This window comes from Micromonospora orduensis, from assembly GCF_006228125.1.
In the GTDB taxonomy this organism is placed as follows: Bacteria; Actinomycetota; Actinomycetes; order Mycobacteriales; family Micromonosporaceae; genus Micromonospora; species Micromonospora orduensis.
This window is the reverse complement of the sequence record NZ_VDFY01000150.1, coordinates 1-22887: the sequence shown is the minus strand read 5'-3', so window position 1 is coordinate 22887 and position 22887 is coordinate 1. Positions and strand designations below refer to the sequence as shown.

Here is a 22887-nt window from a genome sequence, read left to right as displayed (position 1 = left end):
CTCCGGCGGGCTGGGGCTGGCGATCGTCCGGGGGCTGGTCGAGGCGCACGGCGGCCGGGTGGACGTGCAGAACGTCGTCGGCGGCTGCCGCTTCGTGGTGCACCTTCCGGTCGCCTGACCTGTCGTCAGCGGCCGGGCGTCAGCTCGCCGAACCAGCGCCGGCCCCACCGGAACACCTGCCGCACCGCGAGCCCCGCCGCGCCGGCGACCCGGTGGACGGCGTGTACGTCGAGGCGGGCCCACCGGAACGCCGGGCCGAGCAGCAGCCGGCCGGTCCCGTGCGCGGCGGCCACCCGGGCCTGGCCCTGCCACAGCCCGGCGCCGGGCGGCTCCAGCTCGACAAGCACCGTGCCCCCGGATGCGAGCAGTTCCCGGCACCGGCGCAGCAGCGCGACCGGATCACCCCCGATGCCGATGTTGCCGTCGATCAGCACCGCGTGCGCCCACCGGCCCTCGCCGGGCAGCGGATCGAACAGGTCACGGTGCAGCGCCACCGCGCCACGGGCGCGGGTGAGCCGCACGGCCGTGGCCGACACGTCCACGCCGACCGCCGTGCGGCCGGCCCGGGTCAGCGCGACGGTGAGCCGGCCCGGCCCGCAGCCGAGGTCGAGCGTCGGCCCGGCACAGCGGCCGACCAGCGCGGCGACCGCCGGCTCGGCGTCGCCGTGCCAGCGGCCCACCGGCAGCGGTCTGCGCACGCCGTCGCCGTACACCAGCCACCGCCCGTCGGCCGCCCGGTCGGCGAGGACGGCGGCGAACCCGTCCGCGCCGGCGCTTTCCGTCGGCTCCGGTACGACGACGACCCGCGTGGCCATGCCGACCGGGTTCACCGCCGGCCCCCGGGCACCACTGTGAGTCGGACCGCCGCGACCTGCCGGGCGAACCGGCCCCCGGGCGCCTCCACCGCCACGGCGAGGGCGTCCGGCCACTCGTCGACGTCGCGCAGCACCGGCAGCGGCGCGGTGCGCAGCCCCCGCCCGCTCAACGCGGCCCAGGTGTCCCGGCCGGTGTGTGGTGTCGACATCGGCACGTCGCGCAGCACGCCCGCGTGTCGCGGGTCGCGCAGCCCCAGCGACCACCAGCCGCCGTCGGCCGCCCGGCCGAGGACCGCGTCGGCGGTACGCAACCGGCGTACGGCAGCGGTCAGGCGGGCCGGGGTCAGCTGCGGGGTGTCCATCCCGATCTGGAGCACCGGCCGACCCGGGTACGCCTCGGCCACCTCGGCGTACGCGTTGGCGAGCCGGTCGCCGAGTCCGGTCCCCCGCTGGTCCAGCACGTCCCACCCGATCAGCGCGGCGGTCAACGCGGCGGCGTCCTGCGCCTGGGTCAGCCGGCCCGCGCACGCCAGCACCGGAGTGACGCCCGGCGTGGCGCGGACGGCGTCCAGGGTGTCGCGCAGCGCGGCGGCGGCGATCCGGGCCGCCTGCTCGGCGGTGGCCGGCGGGCAGAGCCGGGTCTTCACCGCACCGGGCAGGGGCGCCTTCGCGACCACCAGCAGGACGGTCACCGGGAGCCGTCCACGGTCCGCAGCACGCCGGCGAAGTCGCGGGTGGCGCGCAGGGTGCCCCGGACCGAACCGGACACCTTGGAGCGTGTGCCGGCGGCCCGGGGCGCGTAGGTGACGTCCAGTTCGTGGATCCGCCAGCCGGCGGCGGCGGCCCGGATCAGCAGTTCGAGGGGGTAGCCGAAGGCCCGGTCGGTGACCCCGAGGGAGAGCAGCGCGTCGCGGCGGGCCACCCGGATCGGGCTGAGGTCCCGCAGGGGTACGCCCCGGCGGCGCAGCAGCGCGGCGACCAGCGCGGTGCCGACGCGGGCGTGCCACGGCCACACCCCGGAGCCGACCGGTCGCCGCCGACCGACGCTGAGGTCCGCGACACCGGCCGCGACGGGCGCCACCAGGGCGGGCAGCTCGGCCGGGTCGAACGAGCCGTCGGCGTCGAGGACGCACACCAGGTCGCCGTCGGCGGCCTCCAGGCCGGCGTGCACCGCCGCGCCGTAGCCACGGCGGGGCTCGTGGACCACCCGCGCGCCGTGCCGGGCCGCCACCTCGGGCGAGCCGTCGCGGGAGCCGTTGTCCACCACGATGGCCCGGTAACCGGCCGGCAGCGCGGTGAGCACGCCGGGCAGCGCGGCCGCCTCGTCCAGGCAGGGCAGCACCACGTCGATCTGAGTCGCCATACCGCCGACGCTAGGACGGCACCCGGTGGGCGGAGGCCGGAATGTGCTTACCGAACCCTTACCACCGGGATATTTCTTACCGTCCGGTGACGGGCCGGCGGTTCCACGGCGCGAGGGTCGGCCGTCGCCGTACCGTCCGGTGGTCATGACCTCGACCACCGCCTCCCCCACCGCCCCCGGGCGGACGCCTACCCGCCGCGGTCTGGGCGACCCGTTGGCGCTGGGCGTGGAGGCGACGCTGCTCGCCGCGGCCGTGGTGGTGGGCGCGGTGCTGAACGCGCGCGGCGCCGGCCTGCACGCCGACGCCGCCCCGCTGTACGGGACGTGGCGGCCACACGTCGGCTGGGGCAGCCCGGCCGCGCTGCTGGTCGCGGTCGGGGTGGTGGGTTGGGGCGCGCGGTGGGCCCGCACGGCCCGCTGGGGCCTCCTGCTGGGCGTCGCGTGGCTGACGGCGGTGGCGTGGACGCTGTCGCTGGCCCTGGTGGACGGCTGGTCGGCGGGCCTGGCGGAGCGGCTGACGCCGCAGGCCGAGTACCTGCACGAGGTTCCCCGGGTCACCGACGTCCGGGCGACGCTGGCCGGCTTCACCGACCGGATCCTGGACTTCCAGCCGGACGCCTGGTCCACCCACACCGCCGGCCATCCCCCGGGCGCGCTGCTGATCTTCGTCGGGCTGGACCGGGTCGGCCTCGGCGGGGGCGCCGCCGCCGCGCTGGCGTGCGTGCTGCTCGGCGCCACGGTCGCGGTGTCGGTGCCTGTGACACTGCGGGCACTCGGCGCGGCCGACGCCGCCCGCGCGGTCCTCCCGTTCCTGGTGCTGCTGCCCGGTGCGGTCTGGGTGGGCGCCTCGGCCGACGGGATCTTCGCCGCCGTCGTCGCCGCCGGGCTGGCCCTGCTGGCGGTACGCGGCCGGGTCACCGCCGCGGCCGGTGGCGTCGCGCTCGGCTTCGCGCTGCACCTCTCGTACGGGTTTCTGCTGGTCGGGGTGCTGGCGCTGACCGTGCTGGCGCTGCGTCGTACCCACCGGTGGGGTGCCCTGCTCGCCGCCTGCGCCGGCGTGGCCGCCGTGACGGCCGTCTTCGTCGCGGCCGGCTTCCAGTGGTGGGTCGGCTACCACCTGGTCGTCGAGCGGTACTACCAGGGCTGGGCGGCCGACCGTCCGTACGCCTACTGGGTGTGGGCCAACCTGGCGGCGCTGCTGCTCAGCGCCGGGCCGGTGCTCGGGCCGGCGCTGCGCCGGGTGCTGTCGGCCGCCCGCTCGCGGTGGCAGGCGTCGGGTGGGCCGCTGCCGGCCCGCGTGGCCGCCGCGGCCCGCGACGCCGGCCCGACCGTGCTGCTGCCGCTGGCGGCCCTGGTCGCGGTGCTCGGGGCGGACCTGTCCGGGCTCAGCAAGGCCGAGGTGGAGCGGATCTGGCTGCCGTTCGTCGTGTGGCTGCTGGTAGCCACGGCCTGGCTGCCGGCGGGGTCGCGGCGCTGGTGGCTGGCCGCTCAGGCGGCCACCGCGCTGGCCGTCAACCATCTCGTCTGGACGGTGTCCTAGCCGTCGGTGTGGCCCGCCCCGTCGTCATGGTGATCCCCGGAGGCGCTGAGGGGGCGCGTACCCCGTTGAGCGATATGACTGTGGGTCATATTTATGCCACACGGTCATACCGCTCATCGAGGAGTGGCCTTCAGACGGACGGGGCGGCACGGACGCACGCCGGACGACGCGGCCAGCAGCGACGCTGTGGTGGTCAGCCGGCGACGGCGGCCGGTTCGCGCAGCGGGTCGGTGGCGAAGCCGGCCACCCCCTCGGCGAAACCGACCCGGGCCGTGTAGCCGAGCAGGCCGGCGGCGCGGCGCGGGTCGGCCACCACATGCCGGACGTCCGCCGCCCGGGCGCCGCCGACCACCTGGGGGGCCGGGCCGCCCATCGCCTCGGCGAGGGTCACCGCCAACTCGCCGACGGTGTGCGGCTCGCCCGAGCAGACGTTCACAGGGGTGAGCGTGGCCGGCGGCGCGGTGCTGGTCAGCGCCAGCAGGTTGGCCCGCGCCACGTCGGTGACGTGCACGAAGTCACGTAGCTGCCGGCCGTCCTCCAACACCCGGGGCGCCTCGCCGGCGGCCAGCGCCGACCGGAAGATCGACGCCACCCCCGCGTACGGGGTGTCGCGGGGCATCCGGGGACCGTAGACGTTGTGGTAGCGCAACGCCCAGACCGCTCCGCCGGTCTGCCGCGCCCACGCCGCCGCCAGGTGCTCCTGGGCGAGTTTGCTCGCGGCGTACGTGCTGCGTGGTTCCAGGGGAGCGTCCTCGGGCACCAGCGCCGGGTCGAGGCCGAGATCGCAGTGCGGGCAGGTCGGGTCGTACCGGCCGGCCACCACGTCCTCGGGCCGCCGGGGCGCGGGGCGTACCGTGCCGTGACCGACGCAGGTGTAGCGCCCCTCGCCGTACACCACCATCGAGCTGGCCAGCACCAGCCGGCCGATCCCGGCGCGGTGCATCGCCGCCAGCAGCACCGCCGTGCCGTAGTCGTTGTGCGTGACGTAGTCGGGGGCGTCCGACGGGTCCAGGCCGTGACCGACCATCGCCGCCTGGTGGCAGACCGCGTCCACCCCGGTGAGCAGCCGGTCCAGCAGGGGGCCGTCCCGGACGTCGCCGCGCGCCAGGTCGTGCCCGCGCGACCAGACGGGAGGCTCCCCGCCGTGCGCCTGGGGCAGCAGCGCGTCCAGCGCCACCACCTCGTGGCCCTGCTCGACGAGCAGGTCGACGACCTGCGATCCGATGAACCCGGCCGCGCCGGTGACCAGTACCCGCATTCCGGTCACGGTAGGGCGGGACGGCCGCCCGGCGGGCCGGTTCGCCCGAACCGTAAGGAGTTCACAACAGGTGCCGGCCCGGTAAGCGTTCGGTAATGCGGCAAACCCGACCAGGCCGCACCCGTGCGAATTAGCCTTCCCGCAGTGCGTCCCACCGCCAACCACGGCGGTCAGGAAGGAGCGGCGGTGCCTCCGAAACCACCAGGGGTGGACACGATCGAGCGGAGTTGGCGCAGTCCGCTGCGCGGCCCCTGGCTCACCGCGGTGTACGGCACCGCGCTCCTCGTCGCGCTGCCCCTGGTGATCATCACGGGGCTGCTCGACTACGTCGCCTACGGCCCCCAGTTCGACCAGGCGTTCCCCACCGACGTGGGCTGGCTGCGGCTGCCCGCCTTCGACTGGCCGACGCGACCGTCCTGGCTGTTCCGGGTCACCCAGGGCCTACACGTGACGCTCGGGATCGTGCTCATCCCGGTGGTGCTGGGCAAGCTGTGGTCGGTGCTGCCGAAGCTCTTCGACTGGCCGCCGGTCCGCTCGCTGGCCCAGGCGCTGGAACGACTCACACTGCTGCTGCTGGTCGGCGGCATCCTCTTCCAGATCGCCACGGGACTGCTCAACATCCAGTACTCGTACGTGTTCGGCTTCGACTTCTACACCGCCCACTACTTCGGCGCCTGGATCTTCACCGGGGCGTTCGTGGCGCACGTGGTCATCAAGTTCCCCCGGCTGGTGACCGCCCTGCGGTCCCGACCGTTCGGCGCGCAGTTGCGGACCTCACGTGCCGCGACCCGACCCGAGCCACCCGACCCGGACGGGCTGGTCGCCACCGAACCCGGGCCGGCCACCGTCAGCAGGCGCGGCGCGGTCGGCCTGGTCGGCGGCGGGGCGCTGCTGCTGGCCGTCCTCACCATCGGGCAGAGCCTGGACGGCCCGCTGCGCCGCACCGCGCTGCTGCTGCCCCGGGGCCGACAACCCGGCCCGGGACCGAACGGCTTCCCGGTCAACCGCACCGTCGCCGCCGCCGGTGTACGCCCCGAGCAGACCGGCGCCGGGTGGCGGCTGACCCTGCGTGGCGGCGGCCGCACGATGACCCTGGACCGGTCGGCGCTGCTGGCCATGGCGCAGCACACCGCCGCGCTGCCGATCTCCTGCGTGGAGGGCTGGTCGACCCGGCAGGCCTGGACCGGCGTACGGCTGCGGGACCTGGCCGCCCGGGCCGGCGTCCCCGACCCGGCCTCGGCGCGGGTGTCGTCGCTGGAGCGGGCCGGACTGTTCCGCACGGCGGTACTCGCGTCCAACCAGGTCCTCGACCCGGACGCGCTGCTCGCCCTGCGGGTCAACGGGGTCGACCTCTCCCCCGACCACGGCTACCCAGCCCGGGTCATCGTGCCCGCCCTGCCCGGAGTGCACTGCACGAAGTGGGTCGCCGAGATCGACTTCCAGGGCCGGACCGATGGCTGAGCGGGCCGCCCGGCTGCGCGCCCGCTACGGCGCCGCGCCCTGGCACCTCGTCGTGGTGACCGCCGCCCTCGTGCTGGCCGGCTGGGTGGCGCTGCGGCTGGCCCACGAGGCGACCGCCGGCCGGATGCTGCTGTGGTTCCTCGGCGCGGTCATCGCCCACGATCTGGTGCTCTTCCCGGTGTACGCGGCCGTCGACCGTGGGCTGCGCGCGCTGGCACGCGGCCGGGTCACGCTGCTCAACCACCTCCGGGCGCCGGCGCTCGGCAGCGCCCTGCTGTTCCTTGTCTTCTCCCCCGGCATCCTGCGCCTGGGCGAGACCACCCACCTGGCGGCCACCGGTCAGGACCAGCGGCCGTACCTGATGCGGTGGCTCCTGCTCAGCGCGGCGCTGTTCCTGCTCAGCGCGGTCACGTACCTCCTGCGGCGTCGTCAGGCCTCGCCGAAGCGGTCCGACAGCGCATAGCGGAGCAGGACCACGTCACCGATCTGCCGGACCTCGGCCAGCCGGGCGCGGTGGCCCGCGTGCCAGGGGAAACTCCCCTCGCCGACGAAGCGGGGCGCCCGGCCGTCGCCGACGAAGAACGGGGCCACCACCAGGTGCAGCTCGTCGGCGACGCCGGCGGTGAGGAACTGGGCGTGCACCGTCCCGCCGCCCTCCACCATGAGCCGCCGTACGCCCCGCGCCGCCAGGTCGGCCACCAGCCAGGCCGGGTCGATCGGCTCGCCCGCGTCGACGATGGTGGCCGCCCGCTCCAACCGTTCCCGGGTCTTGTCCAGGGCCGACGAGGCGCAGTAGACGAGCCGGGTCGCGTCCCCGGCCGTGAAGAACCGGGCGGTCGGGTCGAGGTCACCCCGCGCGGTCAACGTGACCTTGACCGGCGACGCCGGCCGGCCACCGGCCACCCGCTCCGCCCGTCGTTCGGCGGAGCGCACCAGCAACCGGGGATCGTCCCGCCGGACCGTGCCGGCGCCGACCAGGATCGCGTCGCAGCTGGCCCGGACCGCGTCGACCCGGTCCAGGTCGTCCTCGTTGGACAGCAGCAGCCGCCGCTCGGACGAGTCGTCGATGTACCCGTCGATCGAGGTGGCGCAACTCAGCAGCACGTACGGCCGCGCCGGCCGGCCGCTCACGGGACGTCGGGCCGCTCGGACGTCAGGCCCGCGAGGGCCTCGGCCGCCTCGGTCTCCGCCGCCTTGGCCGCCTTCGCCGCCAGGTATACGGCGTTGGCCGGGGAGAGGAAGACGCTTGTGGGCACCCGCTCGGCGACATCCACACCGAGGCGGGTCAACTGCTCGGCCTTGTCCGGGTTGCTGCTGAGCAGCCGGATCCGGGGCACGCCCAGGGTGACGAGCATCTGCGCGGCGGCGCTGTAGTCCCGCTCGTCCTCGCCCCGGCCCAGCGCGACGTTGGCCTGGTAGGTGTCCAGGCCGGCGTCCTGCAGGGCGTACGCGTCGAGTTTGGCGTACAGGCCGATGCCCCGGCCCTCCTGGCGCAGGTAGAGCAGGAACCCGCCGGTCTCGGTGATCCGCTGCACCGCCTCACGCAACTGCGGACCGCAGTCGCAGCGCTGGCTGCCGAACACGTCGCCGGTCAGACATTCGCTGTGCGGGCGGACCAGGGGGGCTTCGTCGCCGGCGGCGAGGCGGTCCAGCGCGCCCGCCCAGTCGCCGAGGCCGAGAGCGAGGTGCTCCCGACCGTCCACAAGGCCCTTGAAGGTGAACACCCGCACGGTCGTGGCGTAGCCGTCCGGGAACACCAGCGGCACCGTGACCTGCGTACGGATCGTGGCGACCGGCAATGCTTCGGGCATGGGACTCCTCTGTCCGGCGTCACCGTCCCGCGGTGACGCGTACCGTCTCACAACCGGCTCAACAGTCATCGCCGGACGTGACTTCCCGGGTGCGGGGAATCCGGGTCCGCCGTGCCAGCAGCACGGCGGCGCCGGGAAGGCTCGCGACGAGCACCAGCGCACCGTAGACGGTGGCGGTGGCGACGCCCTGGGCCGCGCTGAGCCCCGCCGCCCCGAACGCCCACGCGGCAACCCCCTCGCGTGGCCCGAACCCGGCGATGTTCAGCGGCAGCCCCATGGCCAGCAGGGCGAGCAGAGTCAACGGCAGCAGCCGGGACAGCGGGGCGTCCGCGCCGGCGGTCCGCGCCGCCACCAGGAAGGTGGCCAGGTGACCGGCCACCATCACGGCGGAGGCGACCACCACCCCGAACCAGGTGCGCCGGGCCAGCAGCCCGGCCCGTACGTCGTCCACGGCGGTCCGCAGCGCCCGCACCCACCGCGACCGACCGCCGTCCGGCAGGGCCCGCGCCGCCAGCACGGCGACCAGTCCCGCGACGACAAGCAGCGCGGCGGCGACCGGCAGGTACGACCGCACCGGCGACGGGAACGCGGCGAGCACCACCAGCGCCACACCCACGAGGACGACCTGGCCGGCGGTCCGCTCCCAGACGACCGCGCGGATGCCCCGGCTGACGTCGCCGGCGTCGCGGCCGTGGCGCACCGCCCGGTGCACGTCGCCGAGCACCCCGCCGGGCAGGGTGGCGTTGAGGAACACGGCCCGGTAGCAGTGCGCGACCGCTGTCGCCAACGGCAGCCGTACGCCCAGACCGCCGGCGACGAGGCTCCACCGCCAGGCCGCGCAGACCGTGGTGAGCACGCCGATGACCAGCGCCGCGGCCAGTGCCGGCGGGTCGATCAGGCGTACCCCGGCGAGGAACGGGCCGCCACCCACCTGCCACAGCAGGACGGCGAGCAGACCCACCCCGCCGACCACTCGTGCCCAGGCCCAGACCATCGGCGCCGGCCTCCCTGTGAAGATCGTCCACTTGCCCTAGTGCACGTACCCAGGGCGCGATCAGTTCATCCTTCGGCGAGGATGTCGCGGTGCTCGACCAGCACGGTGAGCCGGCCGGCTGCCGCGTCGGCCAGTCGGCGCTGGGCGTACGCCAGGGTCGGGCCGGTGAGGTCGGGGCGCTGGGCGCGGGCCGCGCCGAGCCAACCGCGGAACCATTCGGCGGCCAGGTCGGCGTGTTCGGGGCCGAGCCGCCACGGGCTGGGGCGTTCCCGCACCTGGACGCCCCGGCGCGCGAACGCGGCGGCGGTGACGGCGGCGGCGTCCGGTCCGAGCAGCCGACGGCCGTCGACGGTACGACGCTGGTGGTCGTTGAACGCGGCCCGCACCGCCTCGTCCAGCGGGTCGGCCGGGGTAAGCCGGACCCGCCCGGTCACCGAGACCGCGAACAGGGTGGGCCGGCCGACGCAGGCGGCCACCACCCGGTCGACCTCCTCGGCGGTGAGCATGTCCAGCAGCGCGGACGCGGTGATCAGCGAGCCGTCGGCCAGGTCGGCGGCGGTCAACCGGGTGAGGTCCCCGCAGCGGGTGCTGACGGTGACCGGGGCGCCGTCGGCGGCGGTCACGTCGGTCATGCCCTCGGCGGCGCGGGCCAGCAGGTCGGCGTCACGGTCGTGCAGGATCCAGTGCTGCGGGCCGGGTAGCCGGGCGGCCAGCCAGCGGCTCATCGACCCGGTGCCGCTGCCCAGGTCGTGGACCACCGTCGGGCGGTCGCCGGTGAGCCGGGTCCGGACGACGTCCAGCAGGTCCTCGGCGCGGGCCGCCGCGTCGGCGGGCTCGCGCAAGCGCAGCCAGTCGGCGAACGGCATGGTCTCCTCGACGGTCATGCCGCCACCTCCTGGAGCACTGCGGCCAGCGACGCGATCGTCACCGGCCAGTCGGTCAGGGTGTCGCGGCGGGCCAGGGCGGCTCGCCGCAGCCGGGCACGCAGCGCGTCGTCGGCCAGCCAGCGGGCCAGCGCGCCGGCCAGCGCGGCCGGGTCGTCCGGGGCGACCAGCAGCCCCGGCACGTCACCGTCGGGCGCGTGACCGAGCGCCTCCGGCAGGCCACCGACCTCGGTGCCCAGCACCGGCAGGCCCCGGGCCAGCGCCTCGGTGACGACCATGCCGTACGTCTCGCCGCGCGACGGCAGCACCAGCAGGTCGGCGGCGGCGTACGCGGCGTCCAGCGCCGCACCGGTCAGCGGTCCGGCCAGCCGGACCCGTTCGGTGAGGTCCGCGGCGGCCAGCCGCGCGCGTAGCCGGTGCACGAGATCCGGCTCCCGGTCCAGGGTGCCCGCGCAGACAAGCGTCCAGGACGACCCGGCGAGGGTGGACAGCGCGTCGACAAGCACGTCGTGGCCCTTGTGCCGGGTGACCGCCGCGACGCAGAGCAGCCGGTCACCGGCGGTGGAGACGGGCGCGGGCGGCGCCGGTGTCACCCCCGGCGGTGCGGCCCGGATCCGGTCGGCCAGCAGCGGGTGGCGGGCCACCAGCGCCCGGCGGGTCCACTCGCTTGTGGTGACGACGGCCCGGGCGGTGGCCAGGGCGCGGGCCTCGGCCTCGTCGTCGAGTGGCAGGTGCACGAGGACGACGAGACGCAACCGCCGGGCGTGCGGGGCGAGCAGGTCCGGCACTGTGGAGGCGATCAGACCGTCGAGCAGCACGACGGCGTCGTCCGGCAGGGCGGCGAGCAGCCCGGCCAGCCGCGCCCGGTCGGCCGGAGCGGGGTGCGGCCACGCCCCGGGGACCGGGTGTTCGCGCACCGGCCAGCCCCGCTCGTCGAGCCCCGCGCAGACCCGCCGGTCGTAGGCGTTGCCGCCGCTGGGCGTGGCCGGGTCGTCGATGTCGCCGGGCAGGACGACGTGCACCGTACGGCCGGTCGTGTCCGGCCCGCCGGTGGGCGCCGTCCAGCCCGTGACGATCACAGGGACCGCTCGTAGCTGGCCCAGGCGATGTGTGACTCGTGCAGGGTGACCGTGATGCCGGTCAGCTCGCGCGCGCCCGCGCCCAGCTGGCCGGCGTGCGCCCGCTCGGCCAGCCGGTCGGCGATGGTGCGGGCCAGCACCTCGGTGGTGGTGTTCACCCCGGCGAACGCCGCCTCGTCGTCGAGGTTGCGGTACGTCAGCTCACCGAGCACCACCCGCAGCTGCTCGGTGGCCAGGCCGATGTCGACCACGATGCCGTCGGCGTCCAGGTCGGGCCGGCGGAACGTGGCGTCGACCACGAACGTCGCGCCGTGCAGGCGCTGGGCCGGGCCGAACACCTCGCCCCGGAAACTGTGGGCGATCATCATGTGATCCCGAACGGTCACGCTGAACACTGTCACTCCCCGTCGTCGTAGGTGATGAGGTGGCAGAGCGCGGGCAGGTCGCCCGTACTGAGGTCGGCGAGCACGTTGGGCAGCTCCGCGAACCGCGACGCGCCGGTGATCAGCGCGTCGAAGGCCGGATCGTCGAGCAGGTCCAGGGCGAGCGCCAGCCGGTCGGAGTAGCTGCGCCGCCCCCGTCGCGCGGGCGCCACCATGCCGACCTGGCTGCTGCGGACGGTCAGCCGTCCGGAGTGGAACGCCCCGCCCAGCGACACCTGCACCTGGCGGTCGCCGTACCAGCTCAGCTCGATCACCGTGCCCTCGGGCACGAGCAGGTCGAGCGACTGTTGCAGCCCGGCGGCGGTGGCGCTGGCGTGGACGACGAGGTCCCGGTCGCCTGTCGCGTCGGACGGCTGGGCGAACCCGACGCCGAGCGCCCCGGCGACCCCGGCGCGGCGGGCGTCGGTGTCGACCAGCTCGACCTGCACGCCGGGGAACCGGGCGAGCAGCGCCGCCACGCAGCAGCCCACCATGCCGGCGCCGACGACGCTGACCCGGTCGCCGACCAGCGGCGCTGCGTCCCACAGCGCGTTCACCGCGGTCTCCACAGTGCCGGCGAGGACGGCCCGGGCGGGTGGCACGTCGTCCGGCACCGGCACCACGGCGCTGGCCGGCACGACGTACGCGCTCTGGTGCGGGTGCAGGCAGAAGACCGTGCGCCCGAGCAGTTCCGCCGGCCCCTGCTCGACCACGCCGACGCTGAGGTAGCCGTACTTCACCGGCCCGGGGAAGTCGCCCTCCTGAAAGGGCGCGCGCATCGCCGCGTACTGGTCGGGGGGCACCCGACCGGCGAAGACAAGCGTCTCGGTGCCCCGGCTGACCCCGGAGTAGCGCGCCCGCACCAGCACCTCGTCGGGGCCCGGCGTGGGCAGCGGCACCGGCCGGATCTCGGCCACGCCGGGCTCGCGCACCCAGCAGGCGTACGCCTCGCGGATCACCGTCGCGCACCTCACCTTTTTGTCCCGGTCGAACCGAACGGCCCTGGTTTCCGTGTTCCCTGTCGGGGTCGTCGATCATAAACACGGAGGTACGGTGCCCACAGTTCGAAGTGGTCCGGTGATCGGGCTGAGCGCTCAACTGGCCGTGCTGGCGGCGCTGGCCGCCACGGTGGGGCTGGGCGGCGCCGGCTGGCTGGTCGGGTCCGCCTACGCCGTCATCACCTGCCTCGCGTTGAGTCGGGGGCTGGACCGCGCCGGCGCGTCGCGACTCGGCCCCGCCGACCGGGTCACGCTGGCCCGGGGCGTCCTGGTGGGCGCGGTCACCGCGCTGGTGGCGGACTCGTTCGGTCGGCCCACGCCGGTGCCACTGCTGGTGGCGGTGAGCGCGGTGGCGCTGCTCCTGGACGCGGTCGACGGCCGGGTCGCCAGGCGCACGGGCACGGTCAGCGCGCTCGGCGCCCGCTTCGACATGGAGGTCGACGCGTTCCTCATCCTGGTGCTCAGCGCGTACGTCGCGTCCGCGCAGGGCGGGTGGGTGCTGGCCATCGGCGCGATGCGGTACGCGTTCGTCGCCGCGATGCCGGTGCTGCCCTGGTTGGACGGTCCGTTGCCGCCGCGCTTCTGGCGCAAGGTGGTGGCCGCCGCGCAGGGCGTCCTGCTGACCGTGGCGGCGGCCCGGGTGCTGCCGGAGCCGTGGACGACGCTGGTGCTGGTGGTGGCGTTGGCGCTGCTTGTCGAGTCGTTCGGCCGTGACGTGGCGTGGCGGTGGCGGCGCCGCCCGGCGGCCCGGCGGCCCCGCCCGGCGTCGGTCTCCGTCGCGGCCCCCACGACTGTCGTCGCGCCGCTGGCCTCCGCTCCGGTGGCGGTGCCCCTGCTGCCCTCGGGTGGGCACACGCCTGTCGTCGTGCCGCCGCTGCTGCCGGTGCGCGCGATGGCGGTCCGCTCGGGCGGTACGGTCCACTCCGACTGGAGGCTGTGATGACCCTTTCCGCCGGGCTGCGCCGGTTGGCCGGCCGGCTGCTCCCGCGCTCCGCTGTGGCCGGCGACGCGTCCCCGCGTACCCCCGGGGTGTCGCCTGTGGGGCGCGGCCGTGCGCGGCGCGCGGTGGGCGCGGTGCTGGCGGTGGGGTTGGTGTACGCCGTGCTGGTCGGCCCGGACCGACTCGGCGAGCTGACGCCCGGCGCGTTCCTGCGCATCCCGCTGGAGGGGTTGCTTGTCGCCGCGCTGCTGCTGGCGCTGCCGGCGCGGCCCCGGCGGGTGGTGGTGGCCGTGGTCGGGCCACTGCTGGGCCTGCTGGCCATCGTCAAGCTCGCCGACCTGGGCTTCCGCACGGCCCTGGACCGGCCGTTCGACCTGGTGCTGGACTGGCTGCTGCTGGACGACGCGTTCGGTTTCGTCAGGGACTCGGCCGGCCGGGCCGGCGCGGTCGGCGCGGCCGTCGGCGCGGTGGTTCTGATCGGCGTGCTGCTGCTGGTGACGACCGTGGCGCTGCGGCGGGTGGCGGCGCTGCTGGTCCACCACGAGCGGGCCGCGACCCGGGCGGTGGCGGCGCTGACCGTCGCCTGGGTGGTCTGCGCCGTCGCGGGCGTACGGATCGTCCCGGGCGTGCCGGTGGCCGACACCGGCGTCACCGCGCTGGTCGGCGCGCACGCCGAGCAGGTGGACGCGCGACTGCGGGACCGCGAACGGTTCACCGCCCAGATCGCCGCCGACCCGTTCCAGGACGTCCCCGGCGACCAACTGCTCACCGGGCTGCGCGGCAAGGACGTCGTCCTCGCGTTCGTGGAGAGCTACGGCCGGGACGCGATCGAGGATCCGGAGCTGGCGCCGCAGGTCAACGCGGTGCTCGACGGGGGGACCGAACGGCTGCGCGCCGCCGGATACGAGGCCCGCAGCGGCTTTCTCACCTCCCCCACCTTCGGCGGCGGCAGTTGGCTGGCGCACGACACGCTGCTGTCGGGGTTGTGGACGGACAACGAGCAACGGCACCGCAGCCTGCTGGCCAGCGACCGGCTCACCCTCAACGGCGCGTTCCGCCGGGCCGGCTGGCAGACCGTCGGGGTGCTGCCGGCGGCCACCCAGCCCTGGCCGGAGCAGGGCTTCTTCTCGTACGACCGCTACTACGACGCCGAGGCGATGGGCTACCGGGGGCCGAAGTTCAGCTACGCGCCGATGCCCGACCAGTACACGTTGTCGTTCTTCCAGCGGACGGTGCGCGCCGACGCGGACCGTCCGATCATGGCGGAGATCCCGCTGATCTCCAGCCACTCGCCGTGGACGGCGGTGCCCCGGATGATCGGCTGGGACCAGGTGGGTGACGGCTCGGTCTACCGGGGCCAGGCAGCGGAGGACGGCGGCGACGCCGAGGACACCGGCCGGGCCAGGGCCGGCTACCGGCAGGCCATCGCGTACTCCCTGGAGACGCTGGTCTCCTACCTGCGGACGTACGGGGACGACGACCTGGTGCTGGTCTTCCTCGGTGACCACCAGCCCGCGCCGGTGGTCACCGGCGAGGGGGCCAGCCGGGACGTGCCGATCACCATCGTCGCGCGCGACCCGGCGGTGCTGGACCGAGTGTCGGGCTGGGGCTGGCAGCCCGGACTGCGCCCGGGGCCGGACGCTCCGGTGTGGCCGATGGACACCTTCCGGGACCGGTTCCTGACCACCTTCGGGCCGTCGACGCCGCCGATCGCGGCCCCCCGGTGACCTCGACCGGAACCACTCGGCCAGGCGGCGCTGGACGGCGGCCGTCCCGCGATCCCCGCCGACCGGAGCTCACGAATACATCAGGTGCAGCATCATCCCGGCCTCGGCGTGCGCCAGGTTGTGGCAGTGATTGGCCCACATTCCGGGGTTGTCGGCCCGGAACGCCACCTCCCACACGTCGCCGGGGCGTACGTCGAAGGAGTCCCAGCGCAGCGGACTGCCGGTCGCCGTCCGGCCGTTGCGGGACAGCACCAGGACATGGTGGCCGTGCAGGTGCCACGGGTGCACGACCTGGGACCGGTTGACGATCGTGAACCGCACGACGTCGCCGAGGCGGACGACCTGCGGCGGGATGTCCGGGTCGGCCGCGCCGTTGACGGTGTGGGCGTAGCGCGGAAGCAGTCCGTGCAGGTCGAGCCCGCGGTCGAGGACGAGGGTGAACCGTCTGTCGAACCGGGACCACGGCGCCGCAGAGCTGACCCCGTAGGTGAGCGGGTCCAGCACCGGCCAGGCGGCGGTCGTCGCCGACACCGGCCCGGTCGAGTGGACGGCCCGTCCGTCGACGAACAGCGCCACGGGCGTGGCGGGCGCGGTGAACACCAGGTCGTAGCGTCCCCCGGCCGGGATCAGCACTGCGGTGTCCACCAGCGGGGTCGGGCCCCGCAGGTCGGACCCGTCGATCGCGGCGACCCGGAACGGGGTCCCGGCCAGGGCGTACCTGTGGGTCGTGCTGTCGGTGTTGATCAGCCGCAGCCGCACGGGCACGCCCGCCTCGACCGGCTCGGTTCTCGGCTCGGGTAGCGCCACACCGGCCAGGGTGTGCACCGGCACCGTGACGTCGACGCCGGTCACCGGCGCCGGGCGCACCACCAGGACACCGTAGAGACCCATCCGCACGCCGACGTCGGAGGCCGAATGCGTGTGGTACCAGTACGTTCCGACCTGATCGGCACGGAACCGGTAGACGAACTCCTGCCCGGGCCGGACCGCCGCCTGTGTCACGCCGGGCACCCCGTCCTGGCTGTTCGGCACGTCGTACCCGTGCCAGTGCAGCGTGACGCCCCGGGCGATGTCCCGGTTGCGCAGGGTCACCTCGATGACGTCGCCGACGGTGCCGGTCAGCTCCGGCCCGGGGACCTGCGCGTTGAACGCCCACGCCGCGACGTCCCGGCCGCCCGCCCGGACCGTGGCGGTCGCGGCCGTCAGGGTGAACCGCCTGGTCGGCTCACCGACGGTCCGCGCGTCCCGATAGTCATGACCGTGGGGTACGCCGGGCGCGGCGGCCGGGGCGACGACCAGCCCGGTTCCGGTGACAAGCGCCGCGACCGCCACCCCGAGGGCCGCCCGGGACACCGTCCGGGACGGGCGCGCGCCGAGGGCGAGCCACGAGAGCGCCGTTGCCGCCAGCACCCCGGCGACGGCCAGCAGTCCCACGCCCGCCGACACGGGATAGCCGTGCAGGAGCGTCACGAGCAGTGCGCTGCTCTGGGCGTACCCGGCGAAGAGGAGCGGAACCGCGACGGACCGGATGTCGCCTCCGGCGGCCCGCGGCAACCGCGGCCCGGCGACGGCCACCGCCGCGAGCGACAGGGGTGCGGCGATGACTACCTTCTCCGCCGCGAACCACCAGCCGGCGCGGGCGAGCGCGGTGATCGTGACCGCCCGGGCGAGTGTGGCGAGCAGCGCGAAGACCGCAAGCCCCAGCGCGAGCGGGCGGCGTCGCGCGGCGGATGCCGCGCCGCCGCCCAGCCATCCGGCGGCCGCCAGGACCGCGATCACGAGATCCGCCGCGAGCAGCGAACCGGTCGTCATGCCGGCTCCCCCTCGCGGACGGGCACGGGGGCGGCGGCCAGCTCCGGTCGGTCCAGCTGTCGCGCCGCCCTCACCACGCCGACAACGACGTGCACCGCGATGATTCCGTTGACCGCGTGCAGCCCGGCGATGGTCAGGCCGAGCGGCGTGCTGGAGCCGGCGGCGTCGGTGGACGCGTTCGCGAGCATGGCGATGAGCGCCTGCACGACCACCAGCGCGATCGGCAGGACCGCCAGTCCGATGATCCGGCCCGGTGCCCTCGCCAGCGCGGCGAACAGGGCGGTGAGCAGTGTGAGAACGGGGATGACCGCCATGCCGTTGACGCTGTGCAGGGCGTACGCGCCGTCGTCCGCGGGTTTCGTGAACCCACCCACGGCGGCGAAGACGAACTGCAGGGCGAACGAGACGAGCAACAGGATGCTGGCGATGACGAATGCCTTGCGCATGGTTGACCTCCTAGAGGTGCGCCGAGGTCAGGGCCCGGGCGACATGGTCGGTGGCGGTGATCGCCCCGTACGCGACGAGCCGCACGAGGTCGGCGTCCTGCGGATGGGAGAGCCGCCAGAGCGCGACGTCGCCCACAGTGATCGCGCTGGGCGCGAACGCCGCCAGCAACGCGATCCGGGTCCCGACCCGGTCCGTGCCGGGTACGTCCCGGACCAGGTCGACCGCCCAGTCCGACGGCCGGGCCGGGTACCGCCCGTCCTCCCAGCGCACGGTGGCCGTGACGGTCTGGCGCGCCACGTCGCCCAGCAGGTCCCCGCACTTGTTGGCGGCGTTCCGCAGCGCCGCGTACGCGACGCCGACCGGGCTCTCCCGCGCCCAGGCCGGTGGCGCCGTCGTGCCGGTGTCGAGCAGCGGGAGGCTGCAGCCGGGCTCCTTCGCCCCCCGGGCCGTCCGGGCGTAGAGCCGGCCCCCCACCGACCGCACCAGCGGGGAGCGTTGCAGGCCGCCGGGCAGCAGATCGGGGTCGAGCAGCGCCGAGACGACCCGGTTGATGAAGTGGAAGGCGAGCAGGGTGCCGGTGACCTCGGGGGCGTACCTGCTGGTCCAGCCGGTGGCTGTCGGGCTGCGGCTCGCCTCGGCCCAGGCGACCAGCTCGGCGTACCTCGGCCCGGGTGGCGTCCCACCCCGCGCGATGGTCTCGGCCAGCTCGTGCTCGCCCAGCGCGTGCAGCAGCATCACGTGGGCGTCGACGCAGAACGGGCAACGATTGGCCCGGGACACCGCCGACGCGACGAGCTCACGGTCGACCCGGGACACGTCCCCGGCGAGCAGAGCCTCGCGCGTCAGCGCCCAGGTCGCCGCCAGCACCTCCGGTACGGCCGCGAGTGCCTGGAACGTCGGCGCCGGCCCGAGGAAGTCGTCAGACAACTGCCGGTAGACCTCTGCGGTCAGACCGGTCGCGGCCTTCGCCGGAGCGGGGGTGAAGAAGCGGTATGTCATGGGCTCGATGCTTGCCTCGACGGGCCGGGAAAACGTCGTACCGCCGCAGACACCTGCCCGGCCGCCGATACCGCGTCCGCGGTACGCCCACCTACCGCGGACGGCGGATGCTCCCTGATGACGGCCCGTTCTACAGTTCGACCCATGCGCCGCGACCTGCCGTACGCCCTCAGCGGCCTCGCCCTCGGCGGCCTTCTGCTCGGCAACGCCGCGCTCGCGCCGGACGCCGCGACGATCCGGGCGGTCGACGTCGCCCTGGTCCTGGCCATGGCGGCGGCCCTGGCGATGTGCCGGCGGCACCCGGTGCTGGCGCTGGGCGTGGTGACCGCCGCCATGCTGGCCCTGCACGTCCGGGTCCACTCCGGAGTGTCCGCCGCGTTTCCCGTCCTCGGCGCGGTCTACGTCGCCGCCTGGCGGGGGCGCCGATCGGCCGCAGCCCTGGCCAGCCTCGTCTTCCTCGGCGGCTTCCTGGCCCGCGACATCTCGGTCGCCCCCGTCGACCGGCCCGGTCAGCTGATCGTCGAGCGGACCGCCCTCCTGCTGGGTTGGTTCGTGGCGGCAAACGTCGCCGGGCTCGTCGCGCGGCAGCGCCGGGCGTACCTGGAGCAGGTCGAGCAGCGGGCCGTCGAGGCCGAGCGCACCCGCGAGGAGATGGCGTTGCGTCGCGCCGGGGAGGAGCGCCTGCGCATCGCCCGGGAGTTGCACGACTCGCTGACCCACAGCATCTCGGTGATCAAGGTGCAGGCCGGGATCGCCGTGCACCTGGCCCGCAAGCACGGCGAGGAACCGTCGGCCACGTTGCTGGCGATCCAGGAGGCCAGCAGCGCCGCCATGCGGGAGCTGCGCACCACGCTCGACGTCCTGCGCTCCCCCAGCGACGGGGACCGCGTGGGACTGGCCCGGGTGGACGAACTCGCCGAGCGGACCGGGGCGGCCGGCGTACCGGTGCGGGTGACCGTCACCGGTCAGCCCCGGGAGCTGCCCGCCGAGGTCGACCAGGCCGCGTACCGCGTCATCCAGGAGGCCCTGACCAACGTGGCCCGCCACGCCGGTCCCGCCACCGCGCAGATCCACGTCGAGTACGCACCGGCGGAGCTGACCGTCTCGGTCACCGACGACGGCCAGGCGTCGCCGGACCGGACGACCACGCCGGGCGTGGGCCTGCGGGGCATGCGGGAACGGGTGACCGGGCTGGGCGGCACCCTGCGGGCCGCCGCCCGCGACGACCGCGGATTCGCGGTACGGGCGACGTTCCCGGTGGACGGCCCCGCATGATCCGGGTCCTGCTCGCTGACGACCAGGCGCTGATGCGGGCCGGATTCCGGGCACTCCTCGACGCCGAGGACGACCTGGAGGTCGTCGGCGAAGCCACCGACGGCGCATCGGCCGTTCACCTGTCGAGACGCCTGCGCCCGGACGTCGTGCTCATGGACGTGCAGATGCCGGGGCTCGACGGCATCGACGCCACCCGGCGCATCGCCGCCGATCCCGACCTCGCCGCCGTCCGCGTCCTCATCCTCACCAACTACGGGCTCGACTCCTACGTGTTCGCCGCGCTCCGCGCGGGCGCCAGCGGTTTCCTCCTCAAGGACGCCGATCCCGCCGACCTGCTGCGGGCCATCGCCGTCGTGGCTCGCGGCGACGCGCTGCTCGCCCCGGCCGTCACCCGGACGCTCATCAGCGAGTTCGTGACCGGCCCGCCGCCGACCGAGCCGGCGGCTGGACGCGAGGTTCTGACCGCCCGCGAACAGGAGATCGTCGAACTCGTCGCCCGAGGGCTGACCAATGACGAGATCGCCCAACAGATGGTGATCAGCCCGCTGACCGCCAAGACACACGTCAACCGGGCGATGGCGAAGCTGCACTGCCGCGACCGCGCCCAGCTGGTCGTGTGGGCGTACGAGTCGGGACTGGTCACGCCACGCCGCCGGTGACGCGCGCGGGCTTCGGCCCTTCGCGCCGGGCCAGCGCCTACCGCTCCTCGGCCTTCGCGGGGCGGGCGCGCACGTGCAGCCGTTCCCCCTGCGGACCGAAGAGGCTGAGGGCCTCAGCGGTGCCGGGGCCGGGGTTGAGGATGAGGTGCGGGACACGGGTGTCGAACTCGGCCACCTCGCCCGGGTTGAGCGTCAGGTCACGGTCGCCGAGCAGCAGGCGCAGCCGGCCGGAGAGCACGTAGAGCCACTCGTACCCCTCGTGGGTCTGCGGGGTTCGCTCCCCGGCGGACGGGTCCGGCGGGAAGATCTGTTTGAACGCCTGAAGGCCGCCCGGTCGGCGGCTCAGCGGCAGGAACGTGACGCCGTGGATGACTATCGGTTTGGGGCGTATGCGGGGGTCGCCGGTGGCCGGGGCGTCCACCAACTCGTCAAGCGCCACCTGGTAGGCCCGGGCCAGCGGGAGCAGCAGCTCCAAGGTGGGTCGACGGCTGCCGGATTCCAGCCGGGACAGGGTGCTCACCGAGATGCCGGTCAGCTCGGCGAGCCGGGTCAGTGTGGTCCCGCGCTGGTGGCGCAGGGCCCGCAGCCGGGGGCCGACGGCGGCCAGTGCGGCAGAGTCCTCGTTTGCCATAACGGCAAGGATAGTTGCCATCTGGTCAGCGGCGACGGATGGTGGGGCTGAACCGATGGACAGAGGGAGAAACCCGTGGACGAGACGTACGACGTGGTGGTGGTGGGCGGCGGCGCCGCCGGGCTCAGCGGGGCGCTGGCACTGAGCCGGGCCCGCAGGTCGGTGCTGGTGATCGACTCCGGCGAGCCGCGCAACGCGCCAGCCGGCCACGTGCACAACTATCTGGGACGCGAGGGCACGCCGCCGGGCGAGCTGCTCGCCATCGGGCGGGGCGAGGTGGCCGGGTACGGCGGGCGGTTCCGCACCGGCGGAGTGCGCACCGCCACCCGCGACGACGACGGATTCCACCTCACCCTCGACGACGGGAGCGCGGTACGGGCCCGCCGGCTGTTGGTGGCGACCGGGCTGACCGACGAACTGCCCGACGTTCCCGGGCTGGCCCAGCGGTGGGGCCGCGACGTGCTGCACTGCCCGTACTGCCACGGTTGGGAGGTCCAGGACCGGCGGATCGGCGTGCTGGCGACCGGGCCGATGGGTGTGCACCAGGCCGAGATGTGGCGACAGTGGAGCGACCAGGTGCTGTTCCTGCTGCACGACGCCCCCGCACCCGACGAGGAGACCGCCGAACGGCTCGCCGCGCGGGGCATCGCCGTGGTGCCGGGGCCGGTCGCCGAGGTGGAGGTGACCGGGGACGCGCTGTCCGGCGTACGCCTCGCGGACGGCCGGGTGGTGGCGCTCGACGCGGTCGTGGTCGCGAGCCGGACGGTTCCCCGCGCTGACCTGCTGGTCGGGCTGGGCCTGGCACCGGAGGAGGTGACGATGGGCGGGCACGTCATCGGCACCCAGATCCCGGCCGACGCCACCGGCGCGACGACCGTCGCGGGAGTCTGGGTGGCGGGCAACGTGGCCGACATCCGTGGCCAGGTCATCGCGTCCGCCGCGGCCGGCCTCACCGCCGGCGCGGCGATCAACGCCGACCTGATCGCCGAGGACACCCGCGCGGCGGTGAGCGCCTACCGGGAGATCGTGGCAACGGCGTTCGAGGAGCCGGCGTGGGAGGAGCGCTACCGGTCCAAGCCGACGGTGTGGAGCGGCCGACCGAACCCGCAACTGGTCGCCGAGGCCGCCGACCTGAGCCCCGGACGGGCGCTGGACGTGGGCAGCGGCGAGGGCGCCGACGCGGTGTGGCTGGCCGAGCGCGGCTGGTCCGTCACCGCGGTGGACATCTCGACCACGGCGCTGGCCCGCGCCGCCGAGCACGCCGACACCGCCGGGGTCGACGACCGGATCGAGTTCACGCACGCCGACCTGCGCGACAAGCCGCCGGCCGAGGACGCGTACGACCTGGTGTCGGCGCAGTTCATGCACCTGCCTTTGGAGCAGCGGCGGGAGCTGTTCGCCCGGCTGGCCGCCGCGGTGGCCCCGGGCGGCACCCTGCTCGTCGTCGGGCACCACCCGTCGGACCTGTGGACGTCGGCGCGGCGGATGCACCTGCCGGACATGATGTACACCGCCGAGGACGTCGCCGCCTCCCTGGACCCGTCCCGTTGGGAGATCGTGACCGCCGAGGCCCGCCCGCGCGCCGCCACCGACCCGGAGGGCACCCCGGTCACCCTGCACGACGCGGTTCTGGTGGCCCGCCGCCGCTGAGTCCCACCGCCGCCGCGTGCGTCGATCATGGAGTTGTGCCAGGTGACAAAACCGGCGGACCATGATCTTCCGGGCACCACACGTCCATGATCGACGCAGGCGGGGAGCGCGGGCGTGGGAGG

23 protein-coding genes and 1 pseudogene are annotated in these 22887 nt (G+C 75.0%); 9 read left to right on the top strand and 15 right to left on the bottom strand.

Translation table 11 applies throughout. The annotated features are described in order from the left end of the window. The coding region (locus FHG89_RS13740; protein WP_139584768.1) for an ATP-binding protein at positions 1 to 118 on the top strand (118 nt) is incomplete at its 5' end. 7 nt (positions 119 to 125) lie between these two features. Here FHG89_RS13740 and FHG89_RS13735 read toward each other — a convergent pair. Genes FHG89_RS13735 through FHG89_RS13725 form a run of 3 tightly spaced genes read right to left on the bottom strand, consistent with a single transcriptional unit; the run spans position 126 to position 2178 of the window. Further along, positions 126 to 815 carry a class I SAM-dependent methyltransferase gene (locus FHG89_RS13735; protein ID WP_139584767.1) on the bottom strand — a complete coding sequence of 230 codons (690 nt, stop codon included), beginning with the start codon at positions 813 to 815 and terminating at the stop codon, positions 126 to 128. Positions 816 to 826: 11 nt separating this feature from the next. After that, positions 827 to 1507 (bottom strand): TIGR04282 family arsenosugar biosynthesis glycosyltransferase, encoded by a 681-nt coding sequence (locus FHG89_RS13730; RefSeq protein WP_139584766.1) that lies wholly within the window; start codon positions 1505 to 1507, stop codon positions 827 to 829. After that, a complete protein-coding gene (locus FHG89_RS13725) occupies positions 1504 to 2178 on the bottom strand; it encodes a glycosyltransferase family 2 protein (RefSeq protein WP_139584765.1) in 675 nt (224 codons plus the stop codon). The genes FHG89_RS13730 and FHG89_RS13725 overlap by 4 nt, the downstream gene beginning before the upstream one ends. Positions 2179 to 2323: 145 nt before the next feature. Between FHG89_RS13725 and FHG89_RS13720 the strand changes: the two genes are divergently transcribed. Further along, positions 2324 to 3718, top strand: a complete 1395-nt coding sequence (locus FHG89_RS13720) for a hypothetical protein (protein WP_139584764.1) — start codon at positions 2324 to 2326, stop codon at positions 3716 to 3718. Positions 3719 to 3911: 193 nt separating this feature from the next. Here FHG89_RS13720 and FHG89_RS13715 read toward each other — a convergent pair whose 3' ends face one another. Beyond that, on the bottom strand, positions 3912 to 4976 hold the full coding sequence (locus FHG89_RS13715) for an NAD-dependent epimerase/dehydratase family protein (protein ID WP_139584763.1): 1065 nt from the start codon (positions 4974 to 4976) through the stop codon (positions 3912 to 3914). A 222-nt stretch (positions 4977 to 5198) separates the two neighbouring features. On the opposite strand from FHG89_RS13715, the pseudogene FHG89_RS13710 reads away from it, so the two are divergent. After that, positions 5199 to 6437: pseudogene (locus tag FHG89_RS13710) on the top strand (molybdopterin-dependent oxidoreductase); the annotation flags it as partial. After that, a complete protein-coding gene (locus tag FHG89_RS13705; protein ID WP_139584762.1) occupies positions 6430 to 6900 on the top strand; it encodes a hypothetical protein in 471 nt (156 codons plus the stop codon). The pseudogene FHG89_RS13710 and the gene FHG89_RS13705, both read left to right, overlap by 8 nt. On the opposite strand, the gene FHG89_RS13700 is transcribed toward FHG89_RS13705, so the two are convergent. From FHG89_RS13700 to FHG89_RS13670, 7 genes are all read right to left on the bottom strand, one after another. Beyond that, a complete protein-coding gene (locus FHG89_RS13700; RefSeq protein WP_139584761.1) occupies positions 6867 to 7568 on the bottom strand; it encodes a RibD family protein in 702 nt (233 codons plus the stop codon). The two genes, FHG89_RS13705 and FHG89_RS13700, sit on opposite strands and share 34 nt — an antisense overlap. Next, positions 7565 to 8248, bottom strand: coding sequence for a GTP cyclohydrolase II (locus FHG89_RS13695; RefSeq protein WP_139584760.1), 684 nt, complete (start codon positions 8246 to 8248; stop codon positions 7565 to 7567). Before FHG89_RS13695 ends, FHG89_RS13700 begins: the two co-directional genes overlap by 4 nt. 58 nt (positions 8249 to 8306) lie before the next feature. After that, the gene (locus FHG89_RS13690) at positions 8307 to 9242 is read right to left on the bottom strand and encodes a lysylphosphatidylglycerol synthase transmembrane domain-containing protein (RefSeq protein ID WP_139584759.1); all 936 of its coding nucleotides are present in this window, start codon (positions 9240 to 9242) and stop codon (positions 8307 to 8309) included. A gap of 65 nt (positions 9243 to 9307) precedes the next feature. After that, complete coding sequence (locus FHG89_RS13685; protein ID WP_139584758.1) at positions 9308 to 10126, bottom strand: class I SAM-dependent methyltransferase; 819 nt, start codon at positions 10124 to 10126, stop codon at positions 9308 to 9310. Further along, a complete protein-coding gene (locus FHG89_RS13680) occupies positions 10123 to 11202 on the bottom strand; it encodes a glycosyltransferase family 4 protein (RefSeq protein WP_139584769.1) in 1080 nt (359 codons plus the stop codon). The genes FHG89_RS13685 and FHG89_RS13680 overlap by 4 nt, the downstream gene beginning before the upstream one ends. Further along, positions 11202 to 11600, bottom strand: coding sequence for a 6-pyruvoyl trahydropterin synthase family protein (locus FHG89_RS13675; protein WP_139584757.1), 399 nt, complete (start codon positions 11598 to 11600; stop codon positions 11202 to 11204). Before FHG89_RS13675 ends, FHG89_RS13680 begins: the two co-directional genes overlap by 1 nt. Positions 11601 to 11602: 2 nt before the next feature. Continuing rightward, on the bottom strand, positions 11603 to 12586 hold the full coding sequence (locus FHG89_RS13670) for a zinc-dependent alcohol dehydrogenase (RefSeq protein ID WP_139584756.1): 984 nt from the start codon (positions 12584 to 12586) through the stop codon (positions 11603 to 11605). Positions 12587 to 12680: 94 nt separating this feature from the next. On the opposite strand from FHG89_RS13670, the gene FHG89_RS13665 reads away from it, so the two are divergent. Next, positions 12681 to 13565: a CDP-alcohol phosphatidyltransferase family protein gene (locus tag FHG89_RS13665; protein ID WP_139584755.1), complete on the top strand. Its 885-nt coding sequence runs from the start codon at positions 12681 to 12683 to the stop codon at positions 13563 to 13565. Further along, the gene (locus FHG89_RS13660; RefSeq protein WP_139584754.1) at positions 13565 to 15292 is read left to right on the top strand and encodes a sulfatase-like hydrolase/transferase; all 1728 of its coding nucleotides are present in this window, start codon (positions 13565 to 13567) and stop codon (positions 15290 to 15292) included. The genes FHG89_RS13665 and FHG89_RS13660 overlap by 1 nt, the downstream gene beginning before the upstream one ends. 69 nt (positions 15293 to 15361) lie before the next feature. Here the strand turns inward: FHG89_RS13660 and FHG89_RS13655 are convergent, their stop codons facing one another. From FHG89_RS13655 to FHG89_RS13645, 3 genes are read right to left on the bottom strand one after another with little or no spacing between them, the layout of a single operon-like run. Further along, positions 15362 to 17104, bottom strand: a complete 1743-nt coding sequence (locus FHG89_RS13655) for a multicopper oxidase family protein (RefSeq protein ID WP_139584753.1) — start codon at positions 17102 to 17104, stop codon at positions 15362 to 15364. Then, positions 17101 to 17550 carry a DUF6220 domain-containing protein gene (locus FHG89_RS13650; protein ID WP_139584752.1) on the bottom strand — a complete coding sequence of 150 codons (450 nt, stop codon included), beginning with the start codon at positions 17548 to 17550 and terminating at the stop codon, positions 17101 to 17103. Before FHG89_RS13650 ends, FHG89_RS13655 begins: the two co-directional genes overlap by 4 nt. A 10-nt stretch (positions 17551 to 17560) precedes the next feature. Beyond that, complete coding sequence (locus FHG89_RS13645; protein ID WP_139584751.1) at positions 17561 to 18550, bottom strand: carboxymuconolactone decarboxylase family protein; 990 nt, start codon at positions 18548 to 18550, stop codon at positions 17561 to 17563. 144 nt (positions 18551 to 18694) lie between these two features. Here FHG89_RS13645 and FHG89_RS13640 point away from each other — a divergent pair, with 144 nt between their 5' ends. Then, positions 18695 to 19825 (top strand): sensor histidine kinase, encoded by a 1131-nt coding sequence (locus tag FHG89_RS13640; protein ID WP_139584750.1) that lies wholly within the window; start codon positions 18695 to 18697, stop codon positions 19823 to 19825. Continuing rightward, entirely contained in the window at positions 19822 to 20484 is a 663-nt protein-coding gene (locus FHG89_RS13635; protein ID WP_139584749.1) for a response regulator, read from the top strand. Before FHG89_RS13640 ends, FHG89_RS13635 begins: the two co-directional genes overlap by 4 nt. Positions 20485 to 20521: 37 nt before the next feature. Here the strand turns inward: FHG89_RS13635 and FHG89_RS13630 are convergent, their stop codons facing one another. Beyond that, entirely contained in the window at positions 20522 to 21115 is a 594-nt protein-coding gene (locus FHG89_RS13630) for a helix-turn-helix domain-containing protein (protein WP_139584748.1), read from the bottom strand. Positions 21116 to 21190: 75 nt separating this feature from the next. On the opposite strand from FHG89_RS13630, the gene FHG89_RS13625 reads away from it, so the two are divergent. After that, a complete protein-coding gene (locus FHG89_RS13625; RefSeq protein WP_139584747.1) occupies positions 21191 to 22765 on the top strand; it encodes a bifunctional NAD(P)/FAD-dependent oxidoreductase/class I SAM-dependent methyltransferase in 1575 nt (524 codons plus the stop codon). Positions 22766 to 22887: the final 122 nt, after the last annotated feature.

What these genes read in the sequence shown, in the direction of transcription:
- FHG89_RS13645 (WP_139584751.1), bottom strand. Translation starts at nt 18,550, where the DNA reads ATGACATACCGCTTCTTCACCCCCGCTCCGGCGAAGGCCGCGACCGGT.
- FHG89_RS13685 (WP_139584758.1), bottom strand. Translation starts at nt 10,126, where the DNA reads ATGACCGTCGAGGAGACCATGCCGTTCGCCGACTGGCTGCGCTTGCGC.
- FHG89_RS13630 (WP_139584748.1), bottom strand. Translation starts at nt 21,115, where the DNA reads ATGGCAAACGAGGACTCTGCCGCACTGGCCGCCGTCGGCCCCCGGCTG.
- FHG89_RS13705 (WP_139584762.1), top strand. Translation starts at nt 6,430, where the DNA reads ATGGCTGAGCGGGCCGCCCGGCTGCGCGCCCGCTACGGCGCCGCGCCC.
- FHG89_RS13695 (WP_139584760.1), bottom strand. Translation starts at nt 8,248, where the DNA reads ATGCCCGAAGCATTGCCGGTCGCCACGATCCGTACGCAGGTCACGGTG.
- FHG89_RS13655 (WP_139584753.1), bottom strand. Translation starts at nt 17,104, where the DNA reads ATGACGACCGGTTCGCTGCTCGCGGCGGATCTCGTGATCGCGGTCCTG.
- FHG89_RS13715 (WP_139584763.1), bottom strand. Translation starts at nt 4,976, where the DNA reads ATGCGGGTACTGGTCACCGGCGCGGCCGGGTTCATCGGATCGCAGGTC.
- FHG89_RS13735 (WP_139584767.1), bottom strand. Translation starts at nt 815, where the DNA reads ATGGCCACGCGGGTCGTCGTCGTACCGGAGCCGACGGAAAGCGCCGGC.
- FHG89_RS13690 (WP_139584759.1), bottom strand. Translation starts at nt 9,242, where the DNA reads ATGGTCTGGGCCTGGGCACGAGTGGTCGGCGGGGTGGGTCTGCTCGCC.
- FHG89_RS13725 (WP_139584765.1), bottom strand. Translation starts at nt 2,178, where the DNA reads ATGGCGACTCAGATCGACGTGGTGCTGCCCTGCCTGGACGAGGCGGCC.
- FHG89_RS13650 (WP_139584752.1), bottom strand. Translation starts at nt 17,550, where the DNA reads ATGCGCAAGGCATTCGTCATCGCCAGCATCCTGTTGCTCGTCTCGTTC.
- FHG89_RS13640 (WP_139584750.1), top strand. Translation starts at nt 18,695, where the DNA reads ATGCGCCGCGACCTGCCGTACGCCCTCAGCGGCCTCGCCCTCGGCGGC.
- FHG89_RS13660 (WP_139584754.1), top strand. Translation starts at nt 13,565, where the DNA reads ATGACCCTTTCCGCCGGGCTGCGCCGGTTGGCCGGCCGGCTGCTCCCG.
- FHG89_RS13720 (WP_139584764.1), top strand. Translation starts at nt 2,324, where the DNA reads ATGACCTCGACCACCGCCTCCCCCACCGCCCCCGGGCGGACGCCTACC.
- FHG89_RS13635 (WP_139584749.1), top strand. Translation starts at nt 19,822, where the DNA reads ATGATCCGGGTCCTGCTCGCTGACGACCAGGCGCTGATGCGGGCCGGA.